Genomic DNA, 22,229 nt, shown 5'->3' with positions numbered 1-22,229 from the left:
CCCGTACGCCGGATCATCGCAGGGAAGGAGCGGGTGGATGGCACGGACGCCACGCACGCGCGATCGCTACAACCGCCGCGAGGCCCTCGCGGGTTACCTGTTCATCTCGCCCTGGATCATCGGGTTCCTGGTGTTCACGGCCGGCGCGATGATCTACAGCCTCTACATCTCGTTCAGCAGCTACAACCTGGCCACGAACACCGCCCGCCCGATCGGCATCGACAACTACGCCAACCTGTTCGACGACCCGCGGGTGGGGGTCTCGCTCGCGAACACCCTCTTCTACGTGGTGATGGCCGTGCCGCTGGAGATCGTGTTCGCGCTGGTGCTGGCGATGCTGCTCAACCGGGTCGGCCGGGGCGCCGGGTTCTTCCGGGTGCTGTACTACCTGCCGAAGATGACCCCGGCGGTCGCGACGGCGGCGGTGTTCTTCCTGCTGCTCAACGGCAACTCCGGCGCGGTGAACCAGTTCCTCCGGCTGTTCGGCATCGAGGGGCCGCAGTGGCTCGTCGACCCGGCGTGGGTGAAGCCGAGCATCGTGATGATGACGCTGTGGACGGTCGCGGGGACGATGGTGATCTTCCTCGCGGCGCTGAAGAACGTGCCCGTCGAGCTGTACGAGGTGGCGTCGCTCGACGGCGCGGGGCCCGTCCGCAAGTTCTTCTCGATCACCCTGCCGATGATCTCCGGGGCGATGTTCTTCAACGTGATCGTGCTGTCGATCGCCGCGTTCCAGATCTTCGACCAGGCGTACCTGCTGTTCTGGCGCGACCAGAGCAACTCCTCGCCGGAGGCGTCGCTGTTCTACGCCATCTACCTGTTCCAGCAGGCGTTCCGGCAGTTCAACTTCGGATTCGCGGCGGCGATGGCGTGGCTGCTGTTCGTGATCATCATGCTGATCACCCTGATCCAGGTGAAGGTCGGCAACCGCTTCGTCTACTACGAGGGAGACCGCTGATGTCGCAGACACTGCGCCCGGAACCCGTCGAGGTCGAGCGGGAGAAGAGCCCCGGCACGTTCACCACCACGGTCCCCACGCGCGGGCGCTGGCGCCGCCGGCTCCACCAGCCGAAGAGCCTCGCCGGCCGCATCGTGCTGAACGTGATCCTCGTGCTGTTCGGGTTGCTGTTCCTCTACCCGTTCGTGTGGCTGATCGCGGCGAGCCTCAAGCCGCGCGGCGAGGTGTTCGACAACGCCCTCATCCCGAAGACGTTCGTGCCGGAGAACTACGTCGAGGTGTGGAACCAGCTGCCGCTGCTGAGCTGGATGGGCAACAGCATCGCCATCGCCCTGCTGGCCGCGGGGACCGTGGCGATCTCCAGCTCGATCGTGGCGTTCGGCTTCGCGTACTTCCGCTTCCCCGGCCGCGGCCTGCTGTTCGGCCTCGTGCTCGCGACCATGATGCTGCCCGGCGCGGTGACCATGATCCCGATCTACCTGATCTGGAAGGAGACCGGGCTGCTGGGCACGTGGGTGCCGCTGTGGGGCATGAACCTGTTCGGGTCGGCGTTCTACATCTTCCTGCAGCGGCAGTTCTTCCTCGGGCTGCCGCGGGAGCTGTTCGAGGCGGCGCGGCTCGACGGGGCGAGCGCGTGGGGGCTGTTCTGGCGGATCGCGATGCCGCTGTCGATCCCGTCGTTCGTGATCGTGTTCCTGTTCGAGTTCCAGGCCAGCTGGAACAACCTGCAGGCCGCCCTCATCTACCTCAACGCCGGGTCGGTCGACCAGTTCACCGCCCCGCTCGGCATCGCCTACGCCATGACCAAGTACAGCCCCACAGCGGGAGGCCACGGCGACTACCAGTACGTCATGGTCGCTTCGCTGCTGGTGACGCTGCCCATGCTCATCCTCTTCGCCTTCGGGCAGCGCTCCTTCATCGAGGGCGTCGCCACCCAGGGGCGCAAGGGCTGACAACGCACCACCGATCGAAAAGGAGCAGTCATGCGCACACGCATGTGGGGAATCACCGCGGTCACCGCCGCATCCGTCCTCGTCCTCGCCGGCTGCGGCGGGGGAGGAGGGGGAGACCAGGCCGCCGACGCCGACTTCGGTGCGGAGCCGAGCGGCACGCTGAAGGCGTGGGGGTTCGAGAACGCCGACGACGTCGGCACCTCGCGCATGGACTATGCGGCAGAGCAGTTGAGCGACGTGAAGGTCGACCTCGACGCGACGGCCTTCGACGCGCAGAAGTTCACCACCCGCATCGCGAGCGGTGACGTGCCCGACGTGGTGCAGATGGACCGCCGCTACGTCACGACCTACGCCGCGCAAGACCTCATCATGCCGCTCGACGAGTGCTTCGCCGCGCAGGACGTGACGCCGCGCGACCACTGGTACCCGTTCGTGGTCGACGACGTGACCTACGAGGATGCGGTGTGGGCGGTGCCGCAGTTCTACCAGCCGCCGGCGATCCTGCTGAACAAGGCCGTGCTCGACGAGGCCGGGGTGACCGCGGAGGAGATCGACACCTCGCAGCCCGACGTGCTGCTCGGAGCGATCGCGAAGATGTACCAGGAGTCGGGCGGCGTGCCGTCGCGGCTCGGCTTCGACCCGGTCGCCACCGGCCAGGCGGGGCTGTGGATCCTCGGCATGGGCGGTCAGCTCAACGACGCCGACGGCGCCCCCACCCTGGACGACCCGAGCAACGTCGCGGGCATCGAGATGCTCAAGCAGATCACCGACGCGCAGGGCGGCTTCGCGGCGGTGAAGAGCTTCACCGACTCGTTCGACGCGTTCGGCGACCAGAACCAGTTCGTGGCGCAGCAGGTCGGCTCGCAGGTGAACGCCCAGTGGTACCCCAACGTGCTCAGCCCCTACGCCGACCAGATCCAGTTGGAGGCGGTGCCGTTCCTCAACAGCGACGGGGAGCCGTTCTCGGTCGCGTCCGGCACGGCGTTCGTGATCCCCGTCGGGGCGAAGAACCCCGCGGCGGCGTGCGCGTGGATGGTGAACCTCACCTCGGACGACGCGTGGATGGCGGCGGGCGACGCGCGGGCGAAGACCATCGAGGAGGAGGGCGGCATCAACACCGGGCTGTTCACCGGCTCGCCCTCGGCCGACCAGGCCATCCGCGAGAAGTTCGTGACCGAGAGCGGCAACGCGGGCTTCGACCAGGTGATCTCCACGTACTACGACGTCGTGGACTACGGGAAGTCGTTCGGCTCCTCGCCCGCGGGGCAGGAGATCCAGAACGAGTTGAACAACGCCATCACCGCGGCGCTGCTCGGCGACAAGTCTCCCGAGGACGCGTTGAAGGATGCGCAGGACGCCGCGATGCGCGCCTACGAGAACGCCACGGCGGGCTGAACCCCGGAGGGGCGTGGGTGGGGGCGGACGTCGCCCCCACCCACGGTTGTGTCGGTGATCGCTAGGAGTGCCCGACAACGGTGACGACGATCTGCACGATCCCGAACACGATGAATCCGGCGCCGCCAACGATGATCCCCTTCTCTCCGCGATGCTCGAACGTGTCGGCCACGGGCTGACCGTAGAACCGTCGGAACCACCGCAGGGCGAACCGCAAGAACGCGTGCCTGGCGAGAAGAAGTGCGGCTCCGACCGTCACGATCACGAGCCCGATAACGACGCCGAGGATCATTCGACGGTGAGTCCTTTCACCTAGATCGCCTTTCCATCGGTCGATGTCACCGTCCCTGCCGAGGGCCAGGTCTGAGACCTCGTCGAGGGTGATTCTCCACGCACGCCATCATCTCCGCCGGCGGCGCGGTGGTTCGCCTCTGTCGCTCGCGTCGGATACTCCGGGTCGAACGAGAGCAGGTCGCGGTAGCGGCGGTTGGTGAGGAGGCCCGGGTGCCGTCCCTCCACTTCCGCGCGTAGTCGAGAGAGCATCTGATCCGATGCCTCGACCAGTTCCTGTGCCGAGACGAAGGCCGGCCGTTCGCTGTCGTCGGCGACGATCTCGATCCGAGTGCCTCGCGGGGCGAAGTGGAGGCACCGCTCCGATCCGAGGATCTCCAGCGTGTGCGGTTCACCGCGCTGGATCACGTGGGCCGCGTTCGTCATCTGGAGCGCGAAGCCGAGTATCGGCAACCAGCCCCACCGCATGCTTTGGTCTGCGTCGTCCGTCATGAGCACGATGTCACCGAGGAAACGCCAGTAGCCCAGCGACACGTCGTCGATCCGATCCCACGCCACGTCGTCTGCGCTCGCGTCCCGATGTATCCGGTAGTCGAGGGTCAGCATGGTTCCCTTCCTTTCACGACGGCGAGGCAGTCGGTCATGTGATGGCCGAGAAGAGAAAGAGCACGCCGCCCACGAAGGCCACCGTTCCGATCAGGAGAAGGCCACTCCCGCCGTAGAGCAGGCGGCGGTCGCGACGTGGCAGCCCTGACAGGCCGCGATCGGTGTGCCACGTCGCACGGTGCGACCAGCATCGGCTCAACAGGAGTGCACCAGTGATGCAGGTGGCGAGACCGACGGCGACCACGCCGACGGTCAGTACCTCACCCCACGGCGGCCCTATCTCCCCGAGACGCACGAGTGATGCCTCACCTCGGCCATCGCCCAGCCGTCGAGGCAGAGAGACGGCGAGAACGAAGCAACCGATCGCGACGAGGAACTGAATCAGGCTCACGCCCAGACCGACGGTGGATGCAGGCAGTGTGAGCCGCCCCGCCATGCCCGCGGCTATCACATTCCGCCCCACGCGTTCGCGATGAACTGCGACGACGGTAGCGGAGGCCACCAGAAGCGCACCCATTGTCAGGAAGGCGACCGTCAGGAGCGTGGACATTCGTCCGGCCTGATCATTCGATCGATGGTGAGCACCGGCGCCGAGGATTCCGTCTTCGCGATGTGAATCTCGCCCGGAATCACACCGCGCAGGATGACGGAGCCCGGATGCTGCGTCACGCGGTCCAGCACGATCGTGCCGAGTCCCTCCGGATCGTGGACGTGGAAGTGGCTGGCGCCGGTGATCGTCACGGTGAAGGGAAATCGCTCCCAGCTCGCCCTCCGAAACGAGGGGAATTTGCGTCCGCCGGTCTTCCTCGCTTCGTAGAGAAGTCGTCCGCCCTGAAGATCCGCGCAGCCCGCCACCTCGAAGACGCCGGCGTTGACGCGCGCCGTATGAAGGTCGAGGACGGGCTCGTCGACGTCGTCGAGGGTGGTTGTCTCCACGACCCCATCATTCCCGACCGTGAGGTCGGTCAACCAGTGGCAACGGCCTGCGGGCTTCCGGGAGGGAGAAGCACGCATTCCTTCCCGCCCCGGGGTGTTCGTCGCCGGCACACCGCTGAGGTCAATGGATACTCAGGCCCAGCGCCGCGCGCATCGTCCTCGCGAGCCGGAGGACGCCGTTCCGCCTGCCGATGGTCGAGGGTAGCCACACGCGCCGACCGCTCGTCATCTCGACCTCAATCATCCGGACGGACCCGACGACAGGCAGCCATCCGACGGAGGCACCGCCCATGCCGAAGTAGGGGACCAGCTCCACAGCCGACACCTCGCCGGCCCTGAAGCGCTGCGTACGGAACCAGGAGACCACCTTCACCGCTCCAGGCGAGACCCAGACGCCGAGCCAGGCGGAACGCACGAGCGCGGCGGCGACGAATGCGTAGACGGGAAGCCCGATCCACCACATGCTGCTCTCGTGCCCCAGTAGCACGAACAGTCCGGTCGCCGTTGCTCCCCACAGAAGTGCCCCGATCCGTGCTCCGGTCGATGCGCTCTGTGCATCAGCCGCCTCCGCGGGCGCGGACGAGAACGACGCGATCATCATGACGGCCCGCCCGTCAGTCCAAGGGCGACGGTCGCCCATCGAACGGGCGAGTCGATGGAGTTCTCTGGAGCGTTCATCGTTGCCCCGCTGCTGCAACAGCACCGCGAGATTGTGGGCCGCTGTGCGCGTCACCGGTGGCGATCCCGAGCCAGTACGCCGCTTCGGCCGCGTCGGTGCTGTCCGGCGTTTCGCTCAGGAGGTTGCCGAGGAGGAGCGCCGCTCCGTATACCTCGGCCTCGCCGGCCCACTCCGTCCATGCCCGCCCCTCCTCGACCAGCCCCTCACTCAGCAGGAGCCGCGCCAACGGAAGCGCGAACTCCGGAGACTCCTGGAGGCCCGCCGTGAGGAGGCGCTCGATCTCTCGTGGATCGCCGGGTTCCGTAGTGAGGACCAGGCTCTCCCCGAGTAGACCCTCCAGCCGTGCGTGACCGTCCGGGCGAAGATCGAGTGCGGCTCGAAGGTGCACCACCGCCTGGTCGTGATCACCCAGCCAGTTCTCGCCCTCGCCGAGAGCAGCGAGGGCATCCCACGACCCGGCGCTCGCGGCCTCACGGAACATCGACAGCGCCAGACGTTCATCGACATCCCAGAGGATCGCTGCCAGGTGAAAGAGACCATCCGCGTTGGGGTCGATCCGTTCGGGAAGGTGATCGATACTGAGGTCCGGAATCGGTGCCCGGAGAAGCTCACGATCGACGTCACCGGAAGGGCGCGCGTTGTCGCGAAGGAAAGACAGGAAGCCGCGCTCGCCGAATCCCTGTGCCCCGTACATCCGTCGACGTGTCACAGGACGATGTTCTGGATCGCGCCGGCAACTCCGGCTGCCGTCATCGCCAGTCCGATACAGATGATGCCGACCCCGACCGTGCCCATCATCCACGGCGTCTGCCGACCTGCCGACGCCCGCGCATACCGCTCGCCGAGCATTGACTTCTGCGCGGAGAACATGAACCCGTTGAGACGGGCGCGGTGACGAATCACCACAATGCCCAACACGATCACCAGCACTCCGACCAGCAGATTCGGAACGACGGTATCGACACCGATGTCGGGCATTCTCACCGCTCCTGTCGATGGTGGCGTTTCTTCCGACACTGTGGCATAAATCCGCTCATGCGGGAAAGGTCCGACGGGGAGCATCCAACATCCGCTCCGGTGCGGAATACACCTCGCGGCGTGACGCCACATACCGTTCCCAGTGGCGCATCAGAGCATCGATCCCCACTTCCTCTCCTTCCGGTGGCGGCATCCACCTCACCATTCCGGAGATCTCGGGCGGAAACTCCAGATCTGCGGCCAGAAGTTCGACGATGCCGAGCACGTCGGCGAATCTGTCTCGATTGTCGTAGAGCCACGCCATGAAAAGGTAGGTCCAGATACCCAGGGCACTTCGGTCGCTTTCCTCCGTGGGCGTGGGGACGAGTCGGCTCACCTTCTCCGCGAAGTTCCACTCGTCGGCCGCTGTCAACTCGAAAACCTCGGGTCGCATACGCTGATCCTCGCGAATCGCCTGATCCACGAGCCGTATCCCCTCGGAAGGGCGGACCCACCCCTTCCGCAAGCCGAGATCCAACTCGGGCAGCGTCATCCGCGACCGGCGTGAGATGTCATCGCCATCCAGATCGATGCTGAGGAGGTCCTCGCTCATGGCACTCCAATCAATCTCTGCGGTCATGCCAGCACTCGAAACAACCCCAGGGTCAACAGGGCGCCACCGAAGAGCAGGAACCCGGTCGCGATGACGATGATGGCGCGCATTCGGGGCATTCTCCGGGAGACCTCCCGCGGGGAGAGCTGGTCCTCGCTCAGAACAACGGCGTAGCGTGCGCGTACGAACCTCAGCAGGCGCTTTCGTGCCAGGAGCATGGTGGATCCCGCCAGGAGGATGGCGATGCCACTGGCGATACACGCCACCGCGAACGTGTGCATTCCCTCACACCCGCACGAACACGCCCGCGAGGAGTGCGATGACCCCGAATGCGATCATCGCGATGCCGCACGCGCCCACCCACGCGGCGCTGCCACGTTTGGCGACCTCGCGGCCCGGGGCGCCACCGAGGGCGCGATTGGCGTCCGCGGTGATATCGAAGAGCCTTTGACGGTGGCGCACCACGAGCGGGCCGAAAACAAGGAGGACGACCCCCAATCCGAGCGAGAAGTAGTTATCCGCAGACATCAGGCCCCCTTGCTATCGACCAGGAGTGGCTCCAATTGAGATTCAAGATCCCACAGCACGGTAGCGCTGGCATCATCGAGGCCGGGTAGGCCTCTCTCATGGGTCGACGCCAACCAATCGTAAAGAACCAGTGCTTCGCTCGAGCTCAGGTAGAGCTTCAGTTCCCCTTCCGGCATTGCGTACCTTTCACTCAACGGGGAGCCCTGCCGGGTCCCAGCGCCAACGGTGTCGTACGGACGACGCGGGCGGCGGAGTCCCACCGTGGGGACATGCTGCGCACCTCCTGATCCGTATGCGAGCCGAAGTCGGGAATCTCTCCGAGCGCCGCCACGTCGAGCGAGTGGAAGACAGCGCTCCTCCCACGGACCCGGAGATCTGCCCCCGGAGTCAATGCGAGATGAAGTTCCAGTCCCGCGTCGAGTGACCGGGCCGAAGAGCCCACCACTTTCCACGACGTCCTGTGACGGTCGGTGACACCGGACCACTCCAGCAGACCCACGCCTCTCAGAACGAGAAGCCCCGTGTTCGTTTCGTCGAGCTGTAGAGCGGTCCGCAGATCGCACAGGATGCCCAGAGTGGCGGTGATGGCGTCGAAGTGCACGGCATTCACCTGGGCTTCGAGAAACGCATCCTCTTCGGAAATGAAGGGGTCTTCGTCCTTCGTGTCTTCTGGAGCGTCGGCGAAAAGCAGCTCACTGAGCGTGATCACGGGGAAGCGATCGGTGCGACGGAGTGTGAGTGCGGTGTCAGATGCTCGGAGAAGGGCGCGACCGCCTGCCCGTGTCTGGTCATCGAATGCGTAGCCCTTCGGGTGAGGACGCCGCCACGTCGTCGTCGGCGGCCAGGTTCGGACTGAGGTCAAGCGCGGATCCAGGATCGGCGAACCTGGACGGGGAGATTATGTCATGCCCCCGCGGCGGCTGGTGGAGCCGCGACGCCGCTGACCGTGCACGATGCGCTCCGCCCCCCGAACAAAAGCCCTGGTGCACTGAAATCGATTTCGGTATCGTCGGCCTCCACACCCCTGTCGCTCGCCGAGGAGCCGCATGTCTGCCACCCGTGCCCGTCGCTCGACCACCCTGCTCGCCGCTGCCGCCCTGGCCGTCACGGTCACCGCATGCGCCGGGGGAGGGGCGCCCGTGGAACTCGATTCCGACCCCGACAAGCCGTTCGTGCTGACCGGGATCTCCGGGCTCACTGAGGTCGCGCAGCTGACGGGACCGGCGGGCATCAACGACACCGAGGCGGTCGGCGTGGCCGGCACCGATCTCGGCTCGATGACCACCGTGGGCGACCGCACCTGGTTCTTCTTCGGTGACACGTTCGGCGAGCGCGCACCGGGCACGACCGGCGGTCAGGGCGGGCAGTGGCGCTCCAACGTGGCCGCCTGGACGACCGACGACGACCCGACCGACGGCATCTTCTTCGACGGCTGGGTGGCCGACGGGATCGGGCTCGCGGCCCCGCTGATCGAGGGCGACCACGACCCCAACGACGGCTCCGGCGAGGTCACCAAGATCCCCACCGCGGGCTTCGCGATCGGCGACACGATCTACGTCTCCTACATGTCGGTGAGCTACTGGGGTGACCCCGGCGCGTGGGATGCGAACCGCTCCGCCCTCGTCGTCTCGCGGGATGACGGGCAGACCTGGGCTCCCGTCGAGGGCATCGAGTGGCCAGGGGACTCCGGCTTCGTGCAGTTCGCGACGGCCCCTGTCACCGCCGACGGCGAGGACTGGATCTACCTGTGGGCGATCCCCTCCGGGCGGTTCGGGGAGGTGCGGCTGATGCGGGTGCCGGCCACCGAGGAGGCTGTGGAGGACCAGGGCTCCTACTCCTACTTCGCGGGCCTCGACGGCGACGAACCGGTGTGGTCGGACGACCTGGACGACGCGCAGGTCGTGGTCGAGGGCACGATCGGCGAGCTGTCGGTGATGTGGTCGACGTACCTGGAGCGCTGGATCATGACCTACTCCGACGCCGGCAACGCCTACATCCGCGAGGGCATCACCCCGTGGGGCCCCTGGGGCGAGCCGATCGAGCTCGTGCCCGGCGACGACTACCCGGGGCTCTACGGCCCCTACCTCGACCCGCGGTACGTCTCGGACGACGGTCGGCGCATCTACTTCACGCTCTCGCTCTGGGATCCGTACAACGTGTTCTGGTTCGCCGCCGACCTCGACCGTGCCGACGGATGAGCAGCCCGTCGCCGACTATTGCGCATGAAATCGATTTCGCCTAACCTGGCGCATACCCGATCAGAGTGGATCGACGCGAGCTGGTCGGCACCCCCACCCGGCGGCAGCCGGGACACAGCATGACTCGAAGACGAGTGACGTCCTGAGGAGGACCAATGCGCAAGACACGCAGTCGCATGTGGAAGGTCGCAGCATCCGTGGTGGTGGCGGGCATCGCCCTCAGCGGATGCTCCGGGGGCGGCGGCGGGGGCGGAGGCGCCGGAGCCGAGGGGGAGCCCGACAGCGGCGAGCTCAACTTCGTCTACATGGGAGACGCCGACCAGCAGAAGGCGTTCAACGCGCTGTTCGCCGAGTTCAACAAGCAGTACCCCGACATCAAGCTCAAGGCCGTCGGCATCCCCAGCGGCAACTGGGCCACGTTCTCCACCACGGTCGCGACGCGTCTCGCCGGCGGACAGAAGATCGACATCATCCAGGTCGCCACCGAGGGGCAGCGGCTGTTCGCCTCGAAGGGCATCCTGGCCGACCTCGCGCCCTACATCGAGCAGGACCAAGACGTCGTCGACGACTACTGGGACGACATCAGCCCCAACCTGCAGAAGTTCAACGAGGAGTTCGCGGCGGGCCCCGACGGCGAGACCGTGTTCATCCCCGGCGGGTTCAACACCATGGCCATGTACCTCAACAAGGACGTGTTCGAGAAGGCCGGAGTCGCCATCCCCGAAGACGGCAACTGGACGTGGGACGAGTTCGTCGCGGCCGGGAAGCAGATCAAGGAGAAGACCGGCGCCTACCTCGTCGGCGCGGGCTCCGGCTACTTCGTCGACGTGATGCCGTGGCTCACCACCAACGGCGGCAGCACGTTCAACGCCGACTGGAGCGAGCCCACCTACAACTCCCCGGAGGCGGTCGAGTCGGCCGAGTTCGCCCGCAGCCTCGTCGAGATGGGCCTGGCACCGAAGCCCGGCGGCCAGTTCGACGGCAACACCGCGTTCAAGCAGGGCAAGCTCGCGATCCTCAGCGGCGGACGCTGGCCCGTGCTCGGTGTGCGCGAGCTCGACATGGTCGACAAGACCGTGGTCGTGAACTGGCCCACCAAGACCGGCAACGGCTCGCCGGTCGGCTGGGACGCCTGGAACATCGCCAAGAACAGCGACAACAAGCAGGCCGCGTGGACCTTCATCAAGTTCCTCATGTCGGAGGAGGCCGGCAGCTACTTCGCCGAGATCGGCGGCACCATCGTGCCGGCGCGGGAGTCGGTCGCGAACTCGCCCGCCTTCACCGACAACGCCCCCGAGGGCACCATCCGGCTGAGCGAGGCGATGGACTTCGCCACCCCGATCCCCTCGATCGACCAGGGCGCCGAGGCGCAGAAGGTCATCGAGGAGGCGTGGGGCACGATCATCGCCGGTCAGGGCGAGGCGCAGAAGACCCTCGACGCGGCGCAGGCGGAGCTGGAGCAGCTGGTCGGTGAGTAGCATCGCCGCCGCCCCCACGGTGCGGCGCCCGGGAGCAGAGCTCCTGCGGCGTCGCACCGCGACCGCGGGCTGGATGTTCGTCAGTCCCGCGCTGCTGCTGTTCCTCGTCTTCGTCGCCGGGCCGTTCGTGTTCGCGATCGCGCTGGCGTTCCTGAAGTGGGACATGCTGACCACCCCGGAGTTCGTCGGCGCCGACAACTTCGTGCGCCTGTTCTCCGACCCGATCCTGCCGCAGGTGCTGCTGAACACGTTCGTGTTCGCGTTCGCCTCGATCGTCACCCACCTGGTGTTCGGGCTGCTGCTCGCCCTCGCGGTCAACCGGGTCGCGAGCCGCGTGCTCGGCTACTTCGCCCGCGTCGCGATCTTCTTCCCGTTCCTGATCTCCTGGGCCGCGGTCGCCCTGCTGTGGAAGTACGTGCTCGACCCGACGTTCGGCTACGTGGCGCAGTACGCGGCGACGTTCGGCATCGAGCTGCCCAACTTCTTCGCCGACCCGGCCTGGGCCATGCCCGCGATCATCTTCATCGACCTGTGGCACACGGTCGGCTTCACGTTCATCATCATGCTCGCCGGACTCCAGACCGTGCCCACCGAGCTCGTCGAGGCCGCCCGCACCGACGGCGCGACATCGTGGCAGATCTTCTGGAACGTGACGCTGCCGCTCATGTCGCCCACCATGTTCTTCGCCACGATCATCACCTTCATCGGTGCGTTCCAGATCTTCGACCCGATCCAGATCATCACCAAGGGCGGACCGCAGAACTCCACCACGACGATCATCATGTACCTCTACGAGAAGGGCTTCCAGGCCTTCGACATGGGGTACGCCGCCGCGGTCGCCCTGCTCGTGTTCGTCATCATCATGGGCGTCACCGTGCTGCAGTTCCTCGGCCGTCGGAAGTGGGTGCACGAATCATGACCGTTCTTCCTCCCACCGTGGAGCCGCGGACCGACGTGCTCACCCGCGTCGAGCGGCAGCGCCGCCGCCGCCGCCACCGTCCCACCGTCGGCGGCGTGATCGTCGACGTGGTGCTCGTGGTGTTCGGCATCCTGATGCTGTCGCCGCTGTTCTGGCTGATCGTGCAGAGCTTCACCGAGCCGGAGTTCGCGTTCGCCGACCCGCCGCGCTGGCTGCCGATCCCGTTCACCACGCAGAACTTCGCCGACGTGTTCGAGTACATGCCGTTCTTCCAGCAGTTCGGCAACTCGCTCGCGCTCGCGCTCATCTCCACCGTCGGAGCGCTGTTCTTCTCGGTGCTCGCCGCCTACGCGTTCGCGCGCATCGACTTCCGCGGCAGCCGCGTGCTGCTGGTCGTGATGCTGTCGGCGCTCATGGTGCCGGGACAGCTCGTCATCATCCCGATCTTCATCATGATGCGGCAGCTCGGACTCGTCGACACCCTCGCGTCGCTGTGGCTGCCCGCGCTGATCAACGTGTTCCAGATCTTCTTCCTGTCGCAGTACTTCAAGACGATCCCGCGCGAACTCGACGAGGCCGCGCGACTCGACGGCGCCGGACACCTGTGGATCCTCTTCCGGATGCTCATCCCGCTCTCGGCCCCCGCGGTCGCGGCCCTCGCGATCCTCGGGTTCGAAGCCTCGTGGAACGGGTACTTCGGGCCGCTCATCTTCCTGTCCAGCCCGGAGAACATGACCCTGCCGCTCGGGCTCGTCACGCTGCAGAACGGCTTCGGCGCCGCCCCCGCCGTGATCGTGTTCGCCGCCATCACCATGGTCGTGGTGCCGCTGCTCGCGGTGTTCCTGGCCTTCCAGCGGCAGATCGTGGAGAGCGTCGCATCGACGGGGCTGAAGGGATGAGCAGGGTGGATCCGCGTACTCGCACGGCGGGGTCTGGTGCTGCGGGCTCCGCGGGCGTTGCCGACGCGACGGCGGCCGCCCGTGCCGCCGGTTCCGCTCCCGCTGCGGTCGACCCGGTGCTGCTGCGCCTTCCGGCCGCGGCGTGGCGGGCTCTCGCGCCGCTCGGGGTGACCGGAGCCGCGGCGCTCGCGGCCTGGGCGTTCGGGGCGGCACTGCTCGGGCCGGCGTCGCCGCTGGTGCCGCTGCTCGTGGTCGCCGCGTGCGCGGTTCCGGCCGCGTGGGCCCTCGGCGCGCTGCACGACCGGATCTTCGACCACGCGGCCGTGCGCCTCCGCCGCCGCGTGCTCGCGGTCGCGGTCGGTGCCGGTGCGCCCGCGGTGCTGCTGGCGTGGTCGCAGGTCACGAGCGCGATCGCCGCCTCCGCCGCGGTGCCCCTGTTCGCCGTGCTCGCATTCGCGGCGCTGCTGCTGTCCGCCGCGGTCGCGCTCGTCGCGGTGGTCGCGGTGCCCGTCGCCGCCCTCCGCGACGACGTGGGGCTGCGCACGGTCGCGGTCGTCTGCGCCGTCGCGGCGGTGCGTCGCCCGCTCGGACCGCTGGCCGCGCTCGCCGCGTCGGCCGCGGTCGCGTGGCTCGGGCTCACCTGGTTCGGCGGGCTGCTGCTGCTCGCGGCACCCCTGCTCGTGCTGCTGTCCGTCGCCGCGGCCTGGCCGGTCGCCGCGGCATCCGGAGTGGCGCTTCCGCCGCTCGTCCCCGGCCGTCGACCCGCACGAGGAGAATCATGACCGACCGCCTGTCCCCGTCCCGTCCGCACACCGAGGCCCCCGCGCTGGCGATGCCCGTGGGCGGCATCGGCACCGGCGGCTTCGCGGTGAACGCCGACGGGTCGCTGCGCCAGTGGCAGCTGCAGGGCATGCCGAACCACCTGGGCGCTCTCCCCGGCACCGGGTTCTGGCTGCGGGTCACGCAGGTCGAGCCGCCGCTCAACGTCATCTCGATGGTGCAGGGCACCCCGGTCCCGGATCCGCAGGCCTCGCTCACCACCGACGGCTTCGTGCCCGAGTGGATGACCGCGGCGGCCGAGAGCTTCAGCACGTTCGACAGCGCCGCGTTCCGGGGCACGTACCCGGTGGCCGAGGTCGAGCTGACCGATCCGCGGCATCCGGTCGAGGTGCGCATGCGCGTGCTCAACCCGATGGCCCCGCGCGACGTCGAGCTCAGCTCGATCCCGACCGGGATGTTCGAGTTCACGCTCACCAACACCGGCTCGATCGGGGTGCACGGCACGCTCGCGGGGTCGCTGCTCAACGCGATCGGGTGGGACGGCATCACGCCCATCGCCGACAGCACTCCGGGGCTGGGCGGCAACGTCAACCGCCTGCGCCGCGGCAGGGGCTGGTCGCGCGTGGTCATGGACAACCCGAGCCTGGACGAGAGCGACCGCCTGGCCGGGCAGCTCGTGCTCGCCGCCGACGACGAGACAGCGGCCGTGCTCACGCGGTGCAGCGGTCTGGAGCACCTCGACGCGTTCCTCCGCTCCCGCGCCGGGAACGACGGACGCTCCCGGCTCGCGCTCGCCCCCACGATCGGCGACCCGCAGCTCAACGCCCCGCAGGGCGGGTCCGGCCCCAGCCCGCAGGGACGGTCGTGGCTCGGGGTGGTCGGCGTGCCCTTCGCCCTCGCCCCCGGTGCCTCGCGCACGATCCGCTTCTCGATCTCGTGGCACCTGCCCAACCGGTTCGTCGACATCGAGCAGTTCGGGGCGCCGCACCCGGAATGGGGAGCGTCCACCTTCTACCTCGGCAACGCGTACGGCGTGCGCTACCTCGACGCGCTCGACGTGCAGGCCACGGTCGAGCGCCGGTGGGACGAGCTCGTCGAGCGCACGCTCCGGTGGACCGGCACCCTCGCGGGGTCGAGCCTCGACGCGCGGGAGGTCGAGCACCTCGCCGCCCAGGCCGCATACGTGCGCAGCCCCACGTGCTTCATCGGCGCCGACGGCCGGTTCTACGGCTACGAGGGCTCGCTCGGCGACTCGACCTGGATGTGGTCGGGCGTCTTCGGCGGCTCCTGCCCGCTCAACTGCACGCACGTGTGGCAGTACGAGGCCGCGCTCGCCGGGCTGTGGCCGAGCCTGGAGCGGAACATGCGCGACACCGAGTTCGACGTGATGCAGGCGGCCGACGGGTCGATCCCGCACCGGTTGCGCGTGCCCACGTATCTGCACCAGATGACGGACGAGTTCATCGGCGGACCGGAGGAGCCCGCGCTCGACGGCATGCTCGCCACGATCCTCAAGTCGCTGCGCGACGTGCAGCGCGGGGCGGGATCGGAGTGGCTCGAACGCCGCTGGCCTCAGCTCGTGCGGTTGTACACGCACATCCGGGAGAAGTGGGACGCGGACGGTGATGGCGTGCTGCGCGGCATCCAGCCCAGCACGCACGACATCGACCTTGCCGGGGTCAACCCGTTCATGGGCACGCTGTGGCTCGCGGCGCTGCGGGCGTACGAGGAGCTCGCGCGGCGGGTGGGCGACACCGACGCCGCGGCGGAGGCGGCCGAGAGGTTCCGCTCCGGCTCGGCGGGGTACGACGAGCTGCTGTTCGACGGCACCCACTACGTCCAGGTGCTCGACGAGGGCGACCCGGAGGACTTCCAGTGGCGCACGGGTGTGCTGTCCGACCAGGTGATCGGGCAGTGGTGGGCGCATCAGCTCGGGCTCGGGCCGATCCTGCCGCCCGAGCACGTGCGCAGCGCCCTCCGGCACGTGGTCGCCTCGAATCTGCGGCACGGCTTCGCGGACTTCGCGCACCCGTACCGCGTCTATGCCGACACGGCCGACGACGTCGGGCTGCTGATGTGCACGTGGCCCGAGGGCGGACGACCCGAGGTGCCCACGCGCTACGCCGACGAGGTGTGGACGGGCATCGAGTGGCAGGTCGCGGCGCACTGCTTCTTCGAGGGGCTGGAGGAGGAGGGTCGTGCGGTGCTCGAAGGACTGTGGGACCGGCACGACGGCCGCCGCCGCAACCCCTACAACGAGATCGAGTGCGGCGATCACTACGCCAGGGCCATGGCGGGGTGGACGCTGCTGCAGGCGCGCTCCGGCGTGCGCGTGGACGAGGGGACGGGCGAGCTGCACGTCGCTGCCGAGGGCCGCTGGCCGTGGGTGAGCGCGGCGGGCTACGGCACCGTCACCGTGGGGGAGCAGGTGGAGGTCGACGTGGTGGAGGGCGACTGCCCGTTCACCGTGGTGCGCGCGGAGTGAACGCACCGAAGGGCGCCCGCGGGAAGCGGGCGCCCTTCGTCGTGCTCGGTGTCAGCCCTGCGGCGGGCGCGACGGGGAGGCGCCGATGTCGGGCACGGCCGCGCTGCCCAGGTGCACCTCCAGGTCGTCGGCGCTCGGTGTGCGCGGGCGGCGCGCGGTCGGCCGGTCGAGGTAGAACAGCGCGGTGGAGGCGATGTCGTCCCGCAGCGGCAGGTATCGCCAGCCGCTGCGCCAGCCGAGCGCCTGGATGTCGACCCTCGGGATGCCGGTGGTGAAGTGGATCGGGTCGAGCACGTGCCAGCGGTACATGCCGAAGCGCTGCTGCGACACGTAGAGGCCGTCGGGCCGGATCACCTGCGGCATCCCCAGATACGGGGTGGAGAAGGCGGTGTAGCCCTGGCCGGGGATGTCGAAGTTCCACGCGCCGCCGAAGTAGTCTTCGGTGCCGGTGCCGCAGATCGTGGGGTGGTCGGTGTCGTCGTCGAGGTAGAACTTGATCTCGCCCTCACCCCACCAGCCGTTGGAGTTCACGCCCCACGCGATGTAGGTGCCGACGTACTGCCCGCGCCCCTCGATGCCCTCCAGCAGGACGTGCGGGGTGCGGTCCTCCAGCGGGTCCGAGCGTCGCCACTGCGCGTGGAAGTAGGCGTCGTCGGAGTGATCGCCCCCGACCTCGTAGGTCACCTGGTAGTAGACGCGCACGTCGACGGTCGACGTGTTCTCGAGCGTGAGCCGGGCGCCGTCGCGGAACGGCATCGGCCAGTAGGAGTTGAAGCCGCCGTGCGGGTTCGCGGCGATGGTCTGCGAGTTCACCTGCGCGAACACGCCCCACCCGTTGCAGAAGAAGTCGCCGTAGGGCACCTCGACCGCGGGCTCCGCGGCGCCGTCCCAGTACGCGCGCAGCAGCAGGGTGCGCCAGTTGTCGGTGTGGGTGGTGATCCAGATGTGGGTGATCTTGCCCGGACCCTCGATCGCGGCGAGCTCGAAGGTCTCTCCGGCCGGGATGTCGACGCTGGGGGAGATCTTCCAGCCGGGGCCGAGGTCGCGCGCGCTCGCCGCACCGGTGCCCTCGGTGGCGCGGCCGCCGCCGCCCGGCGAGCCGTCGAAGTTCTCGGGGGAGATGGACCGGGTCTGCACGGTGCGCAGCGCTGCGAGCGTGGACAGAGAGGAGGGTGCAGGCGTCATGGCCGCCAATGTAATCGATTTCAGATCGATGCACCAGAGACCTCGCGAGCGCGCGATACTGTTGCTTCACGTCCGGGGCCACCGGACAGGCAGTGAGGGTGCATGGCCACGATCTACGACGTCGCGGAACTCGCGGGCGTCTCGCCCGCGACGGTCTCCCGCGTGTTCAACGGCACGAGCGTCTCGGAGGAGAAGGTGGCCGCGGTGCGCGAGGCCGCCGCCCAGCTGCACTTCACGCCGAACCGCGCGGCCCGCACCCTGCGCACCCAGAGCTCCGAGGTCATCGCGCTCGTCATCCCCGACATCGAGAACCCGTACTTCACCGAGATGGCGCGCGGCGTGGAAGACGTCGCCTCCGAGGCCGGGTACTCGGTGGTGCTGTGCAACTCCGACGCCCAGCTGGAGAAGGAGGCCACGTACCTGCGCATCGCGATCGCCGAGCACATGTCGGGCGTCATCATCGCGACCGCCGACGAGCACAGCGATCTGAGCGGCATCCTCGCCACCGGGCGCCCCGTCGTCGCGGTCGACCGCAGCACCACGTACGACATCGACGGCGTGGTGATGGCCAACCGGGCCGCCGGCACCTCCGCCACGCAAGACCTCATCGCCGCGGGCTACCGTCGCATCGCCTACATCGGCGGGCCCGAACACATCGACACCGCGGCCGAGCGCGCGGCCGGCTGGCGCTCCGCGCTCTCCGCCGCAGAGCCCGACCTCGACCTGGACGAGCTCGTGCGCTTCGCGACGTTCCGGGTCGACGGCGGCCGCGCGGCCATGGAGGAGCTGCTGGCGCTGCCCGAGCCGCCCGATGCGGTGGTCGCGGGCAACAACCTCATCGGGGTCGGCGCCCTGCAGGTGCTCACCGAGCGGGGGCTCACGCCGCCCGCGGTCGGGGTCGCGGTGATCGGATCGCTGCCCTTCACCACGCTCTCGCCCACGGCGGTCACCGTCGTCCGGCTCCCGGCGCGGCACATGGGGGTCACGGCGGCGCGCATGCTGCTGGAGCGGATCAAGGGCGACACCCAGCCCGCGCGCACGGTGGTGCTGCGCAACGAGGTGCAGTCCGCGAGCACGCCCCGCGCCTGACGCCCCTGCGGACGGGCGGGCTCTGCCGGGGAAACGCCCACGCATCGGCTTGCGGCTTGAAATCGATTTCGCTTACCATGGCGAAAGGTCGGATCACCGGCCGCCCTGCGTCGAGGAGGACCATGCGCTGCACCATCGGTGTCGACATCGGCACGTCCAGCAGCAAGGGCGTGCTCGTCGACGAGGCGGGGACGATCCTCGCGACCGCGACGCGCGCGCACGAGGTGAGCCGCCCCCGCACCGGCTGGGTCGAGATGGACGGCGACGTCTGGTGGGACGAGTTCGTCGGCCTGGCCCGTGAGCTCCTGGCCGCAGTGCCGGAAGCCGAGGTGGCCGGGGTCGGCGTCAGCGGCATGGGTCCCTGCATCCTGCTCGCCGACGAGCACGACCACCCCGTCCGTCCCGCCATCCTCTACGGCGTCGACACCCGCTCCACCGCGCAGATCGCACGGATGACCGCGGAGCTGGGCGACGAAGACATCACCCGCGTGGGCGGCTCGACGCTCACGTCGCAGGCCGGCGGCCCCAAGATCGCCTGGGTCGCCGACGAGGAACCGGAGGCGTGGTCGCGCGCCCGCCGCCTCTACATGCCCGCGTCCTGGCTCGCCCGCAGGCTGACCGGCGCCTACGTGCTCGACCACCAGTCCGCCAGTCAGGTGTCGCCCCTGTACGACATCGAGCACGAGCGCTGGCACGAGCCGTGGTGGCAGCGCTACGCGGGCACGATCGAGGCCCCGGAGCTGCGGTGGGCGGGCGACGTGGCGGGCACCGTGACCGACGCGGCCGCCGCCGCCACCGGCATCCCCGCAGGCACCCCCGTGGTCACCGGCACCATCGACGCCTGGACCGAGGCCGTCAGCGTGGGCGCGCACGAGCTCGGCGACCTGATGCTGATGTACGGCACCACGATGTTCCTCGTCGCGACCGGCGCCGAGACCCTGCGCACGCCCTCGATGTGGACGACCGCCGGTGCCTTCGCCGGCACGCGCAACCTCGCCGGCGGACTCTCGACCTCCGGCGCGCTCACCGCCTGGCTGAAGGACCTCACCGGCGCGGACTACCCGGAGCTGCTCGGCGAGGCCGCCACGTCCGGCCCCGGCGCCCGCGGGCTCCTGATGCTGCCGTACTTCGCGGGCGAGCGCACGCCCATCCAGGACCCGGATGCGCGGGGCGTGATCGCCGGCCTCACGCTGGAGCACACCCGCGGCGACCTGTACCGCGCGGCGCTCGAGGCCACGGCACTCGGCGTGCGCCACAACGTCGAGACCATGCGGGCCGCCGGCGCCGACATCCGGCGCATCGTCGCGGTCGGCGGCGGCACCCAGGGGCGCCTGTGGCTCCAGATCGTGTCCGACGTCACGGGACTCGTGCAGGAGGTGCCCGAGACGACCATCGGCGCGAGCTACGGCGCCGCGTTCCTCGCCGCCGGAGCCACCGCGACCCCGGGTGCTGCTCCCGCCATCGACGACTGGAACCCGATCGCCGAGACCGTGCGGCCCGACGCGGCGCTGCGCCCCTTCTACGACGCCCTGTTCGACCGCTACGTCCGGCTGTACGAGGGGACCACATCCGTCGTCCACGACCTCGCCGCGGACCAGCGCGACGCGACCCCGACCACCCCGACCCCGGAGGCACCATGACCACGTACACCCTGCCCGCGCCCGCCGCGCGCCCGACCGCGGCACCGAAGACCGCGTACCTCATCACCTCGGGCGATCTGCGCGAGTCGGCGAACGTCGCCGGGTGGCCGACCCAGGTGGAGCTCGAAGCGGGTGTGACGGGCGTGCTGAACGACCTCGGCTGGGAGGTGATCCGGCCGTTCGGCGTCGACCCCGAGACCGGTCACGGCTTCATCTCCAGCCAGCGCATGGGCCTCGAGGTGTTCCGCGACATCCCGGCCGATGCCCCGCTGGTGGTCGCGATCGCCAACTGGCAGTACTCGCACCACGTGCTCGCCGGGCTGCGCACGCACGAGGGCCCGATCCTCACGGTCGCCAACTTCGCCGGTGACTGGCCGGGGCTGGTCGGTCTGCTCGGCCTGAACGCCGGGCTCACGAAGATGGGCAAGCCCTACGCCACCACCTGGTCGGTCGACTACACCGACGACTGGTTCATCGACGGCATCCGCGAGTGGACCGAGACCGGCGCGATCACGCACGACCAGTCGCACGTGCGTCCGCTGCCCGCGCTGGCGGACAGCCCGGAGAAGCAGCTCGGTGAGGCCCTGGCCGCGCAGCTGCGCGCCGACAAGGCCATCATCGGCGTGTTCGACGAGGGCTGCATGGGCATGTACAACGCGATCTTCGACGACGAACTGCTCAACCACACCGGCATCTACAAGGAGCGGCTGTCGCAGTCGGCGCTGTACGCCGAGATGCTGACCGTGACGGAGGACGAGGCCGACGCCGCGTACGACTGGCTGATCGACCACGGCATGACCTTCCGCTACGGCGACGACGCCGCGACCGAGCTCACGCGCGAGCAGGTGCAGTGGCAGCTCAAGATGTACATCGCCGCGCTGCGCATCGCCGACGACTTCGGGCTCGACGCCGTCGGCATCCAGTACCAGCAGGGTCTCAAAGACCTGGTGCCCGCGTCCGACCTCGCCGAGGGCATCCTCAACACCACGGAGCGCCCGCCGGTCACATCGCGCGACGGCTCCCGCGTGCTGCACGAGGGCCGAGCGTTCCCGCACTTCAACGAGGCCGACGAGGGCGTCGCGGTCGACGCACTCGTGACCGATCGGGTCTGGCGGGCGATGGGCCTCGTGCCAGACAACACGCTGCACGACGTGCGCTGGGGCGAGGACTTCGACGGGCAGTTCGTGTGGGTGTACGAGATCTCCGGGTCCGTGCCCGCCTCGCACCTCGGCGGCTGGGAGCACGCGGAGGGCTGGCGCCAGGGCCACGTGTTCTTCCCCGCGGGCGGCGCCACCATCAACGGCGTCTCGAAGCCCGGCGAGGTCGTGCTGTCGCGCGTGTTCATCGCGGACGGTGTGCTGCAGGCCGACATCTTCCGCGCCTCGGTCGTCGAGCTGCCGGAGGAGGAGACGCACCGCCGCAAGGACGCCACCAACCCGGAGTGGCCGATCGCCCACGTGGTGCTGCACGGCATCTCGCGCGACCAGTTCATGGCGCGGCACAAGGCCAACCACGCGCAGCTCGTCTATGCGCCCGACGCCGAGACCGCGGACCGGGCCCTCATCGCGAAGGCCGCCATGTTCGACGGGATGGGGATCCGGGTGAACCTCGTGGGGGACGTGCGCGTCTGAGCCGGGCGC

23 protein-coding genes are annotated in these 22,229 nt (G+C 68.9%); 12 read left to right on the top strand and 11 right to left on the bottom strand.

The window, feature by feature from the left end:
• Positions 1-37 precede the first annotated feature (37 nt).
• The 3 genes from KZC56_RS03915 to KZC56_RS03905 are packed head-to-tail and all read left to right on the top strand — an operon-like array spanning position 38 to position 3,306.
• On the top strand, positions 38-958 hold the full coding sequence (locus tag KZC56_RS03915) for a carbohydrate ABC transporter permease (RefSeq protein ID WP_136028699.1): 921 nt from the start codon (positions 38-40) through the stop codon (positions 956-958).
• Positions 958-1,911, top strand: a complete 954-nt coding sequence (locus KZC56_RS03910; RefSeq protein ID WP_136028698.1) for a carbohydrate ABC transporter permease — start codon at positions 958-960, stop codon at positions 1,909-1,911. Before KZC56_RS03915 ends, KZC56_RS03910 begins: the two co-directional genes overlap by 1 nt.
• Before the next feature lie 30 nt (positions 1,912-1,941).
• Complete coding sequence (locus tag KZC56_RS03905) at positions 1,942-3,306, top strand: type 2 periplasmic-binding domain-containing protein (protein ID WP_247637920.1); 1,365 nt, start codon at positions 1,942-1,944, stop codon at positions 3,304-3,306.
• Positions 3,307-3,367: 61 nt separating this feature from the next.
• On the opposite strand, the gene KZC56_RS03900 is transcribed toward KZC56_RS03905, so the two are convergent.
• The 10 genes from KZC56_RS03900 to KZC56_RS03855 form a co-directional block, all read right to left on the bottom strand.
• Positions 3,368-3,598, bottom strand: coding sequence for a hypothetical protein (locus tag KZC56_RS03900; RefSeq protein WP_247637919.1), 231 nt, complete (start codon positions 3,596-3,598; stop codon positions 3,368-3,370).
• A gap of 20 nt (positions 3,599-3,618) precedes the next feature.
• Positions 3,619-4,203, bottom strand: a complete 585-nt coding sequence (locus KZC56_RS03895; RefSeq protein WP_247637918.1) for a hypothetical protein — start codon at positions 4,201-4,203, stop codon at positions 3,619-3,621.
• Between the two features lie 34 nt (positions 4,204-4,237).
• Positions 4,238-4,753: a hypothetical protein gene (locus KZC56_RS03890; RefSeq protein WP_247637917.1), complete on the bottom strand. Its 516-nt coding sequence runs from the start codon at positions 4,751-4,753 to the stop codon at positions 4,238-4,240.
• On the bottom strand, positions 4,738-5,139 hold the full coding sequence (locus KZC56_RS03885; protein WP_247637916.1) for a hypothetical protein: 402 nt from the start codon (positions 5,137-5,139) through the stop codon (positions 4,738-4,740). The genes KZC56_RS03890 and KZC56_RS03885 overlap by 16 nt, the downstream gene beginning before the upstream one ends.
• A gap of 121 nt (positions 5,140-5,260) precedes the next feature.
• On the bottom strand, positions 5,261-5,842 hold the full coding sequence (locus KZC56_RS03880) for a hypothetical protein (protein ID WP_136035968.1): 582 nt from the start codon (positions 5,840-5,842) through the stop codon (positions 5,261-5,263).
• Positions 5,814-6,512, bottom strand: coding sequence for a hypothetical protein (locus tag KZC56_RS03875; protein WP_247637915.1), 699 nt, complete (start codon positions 6,510-6,512; stop codon positions 5,814-5,816). The genes KZC56_RS03880 and KZC56_RS03875 overlap by 29 nt, the downstream gene beginning before the upstream one ends.
• A gap of 11 nt (positions 6,513-6,523) precedes the next feature.
• Positions 6,524-6,796 carry a hypothetical protein gene (locus KZC56_RS03870; RefSeq protein WP_247637914.1) on the bottom strand — a complete coding sequence of 91 codons (273 nt, stop codon included), beginning with the start codon at positions 6,794-6,796 and terminating at the stop codon, positions 6,524-6,526.
• A 55-nt stretch (positions 6,797-6,851) separates the two neighbouring features.
• Positions 6,852-7,415: a DUF2247 family protein gene (locus tag KZC56_RS03865; RefSeq protein ID WP_136028688.1), complete on the bottom strand. Its 564-nt coding sequence runs from the start codon at positions 7,413-7,415 to the stop codon at positions 6,852-6,854.
• Positions 7,416-7,673: 258 nt separating this feature from the next.
• The gene (locus KZC56_RS03860) at positions 7,674-7,916 is read right to left on the bottom strand and encodes a hypothetical protein (protein WP_206252394.1); all 243 of its coding nucleotides are present in this window, start codon (positions 7,914-7,916) and stop codon (positions 7,674-7,676) included.
• Positions 7,917-8,106: 190 nt separating this feature from the next.
• The gene (locus KZC56_RS03855) at positions 8,107-8,625 is read right to left on the bottom strand and encodes a hypothetical protein (RefSeq protein ID WP_136035974.1); all 519 of its coding nucleotides are present in this window, start codon (positions 8,623-8,625) and stop codon (positions 8,107-8,109) included.
• Between the two features lie 337 nt (positions 8,626-8,962).
• Here KZC56_RS03855 and KZC56_RS03850 point away from each other — a divergent pair, with 337 nt between their 5' ends.
• The 6 genes from KZC56_RS03850 to KZC56_RS03825 all read left to right on the top strand — a co-directional run bounded on the left by KZC56_RS03850 (position 8,963) and on the right by KZC56_RS03825 (position 16,675).
• Complete coding sequence (locus KZC56_RS03850; RefSeq protein ID WP_247637913.1) at positions 8,963-10,114, top strand: glycoside hydrolase family 183 protein; 1,152 nt, start codon at positions 8,963-8,965, stop codon at positions 10,112-10,114.
• 155 nt (positions 10,115-10,269) lie between these two features.
• On the top strand, positions 10,270-11,592 hold the full coding sequence (locus KZC56_RS03845) for an ABC transporter substrate-binding protein (RefSeq protein ID WP_205812626.1): 1,323 nt from the start codon (positions 10,270-10,272) through the stop codon (positions 11,590-11,592).
• Complete coding sequence (locus tag KZC56_RS03840; RefSeq protein WP_205828199.1) at positions 11,585-12,511, top strand: carbohydrate ABC transporter permease; 927 nt, start codon at positions 11,585-11,587, stop codon at positions 12,509-12,511. The genes KZC56_RS03845 and KZC56_RS03840 overlap by 8 nt, the downstream gene beginning before the upstream one ends.
• Positions 12,508-13,410, top strand: coding sequence for a carbohydrate ABC transporter permease (locus KZC56_RS03835; protein WP_206252399.1), 903 nt, complete (start codon positions 12,508-12,510; stop codon positions 13,408-13,410). Before KZC56_RS03840 ends, KZC56_RS03835 begins: the two co-directional genes overlap by 4 nt.
• A complete protein-coding gene (locus tag KZC56_RS03830; protein WP_247637912.1) occupies positions 13,407-14,192 on the top strand; it encodes a hypothetical protein in 786 nt (261 codons plus the stop codon). The genes KZC56_RS03835 and KZC56_RS03830 overlap by 4 nt, the downstream gene beginning before the upstream one ends.
• A complete protein-coding gene (locus tag KZC56_RS03825) occupies positions 14,189-16,675 on the top strand; it encodes a GH116 family glycosyl-hydrolase (protein WP_247637911.1) in 2,487 nt (828 codons plus the stop codon). Before KZC56_RS03830 ends, KZC56_RS03825 begins: the two co-directional genes overlap by 4 nt.
• A gap of 51 nt (positions 16,676-16,726) precedes the next feature.
• On the opposite strand, the gene KZC56_RS03820 is transcribed toward KZC56_RS03825, so the two are convergent.
• Positions 16,727-17,860 carry a glycoside hydrolase family 172 protein gene (locus KZC56_RS03820; protein WP_247637910.1) on the bottom strand — a complete coding sequence of 378 codons (1,134 nt, stop codon included), beginning with the start codon at positions 17,858-17,860 and terminating at the stop codon, positions 16,727-16,729.
• A gap of 102 nt (positions 17,861-17,962) precedes the next feature.
• Here KZC56_RS03820 and KZC56_RS03815 point away from each other — a divergent pair, with 102 nt between their 5' ends.
• The 3 genes from KZC56_RS03815 (at position 17,963) to KZC56_RS03805 (ending at position 22,220) form a co-directional block, all read left to right on the top strand.
• Positions 17,963-18,949 (top strand): LacI family DNA-binding transcriptional regulator, encoded by a 987-nt coding sequence (locus KZC56_RS03815; protein ID WP_136036300.1) that lies wholly within the window; start codon positions 17,963-17,965, stop codon positions 18,947-18,949.
• 122 nt (positions 18,950-19,071) lie between these two features.
• Positions 19,072-20,589 carry an FGGY-family carbohydrate kinase gene (locus KZC56_RS03810; protein WP_247637909.1) on the top strand — a complete coding sequence of 506 codons (1,518 nt, stop codon included), beginning with the start codon at positions 19,072-19,074 and terminating at the stop codon, positions 20,587-20,589.
• The gene (locus tag KZC56_RS03805; RefSeq protein WP_247637908.1) at positions 20,586-22,220 is read left to right on the top strand and encodes a fucose isomerase; all 1,635 of its coding nucleotides are present in this window, start codon (positions 20,586-20,588) and stop codon (positions 22,218-22,220) included. The genes KZC56_RS03810 and KZC56_RS03805 overlap by 4 nt, the downstream gene beginning before the upstream one ends.
• Positions 22,221-22,229 lie beyond the last annotated feature (9 nt).

Origin of the sequence: Microbacterium sufflavum, from assembly GCF_023091155.1 — a bacterium.
Lineage (GTDB): Bacteria > Actinomycetota > Actinomycetes > Actinomycetales > Microbacteriaceae > Microbacterium > Microbacterium sufflavum.
This window is presented reverse-complemented; position numbering and strand designations above follow the sequence as displayed.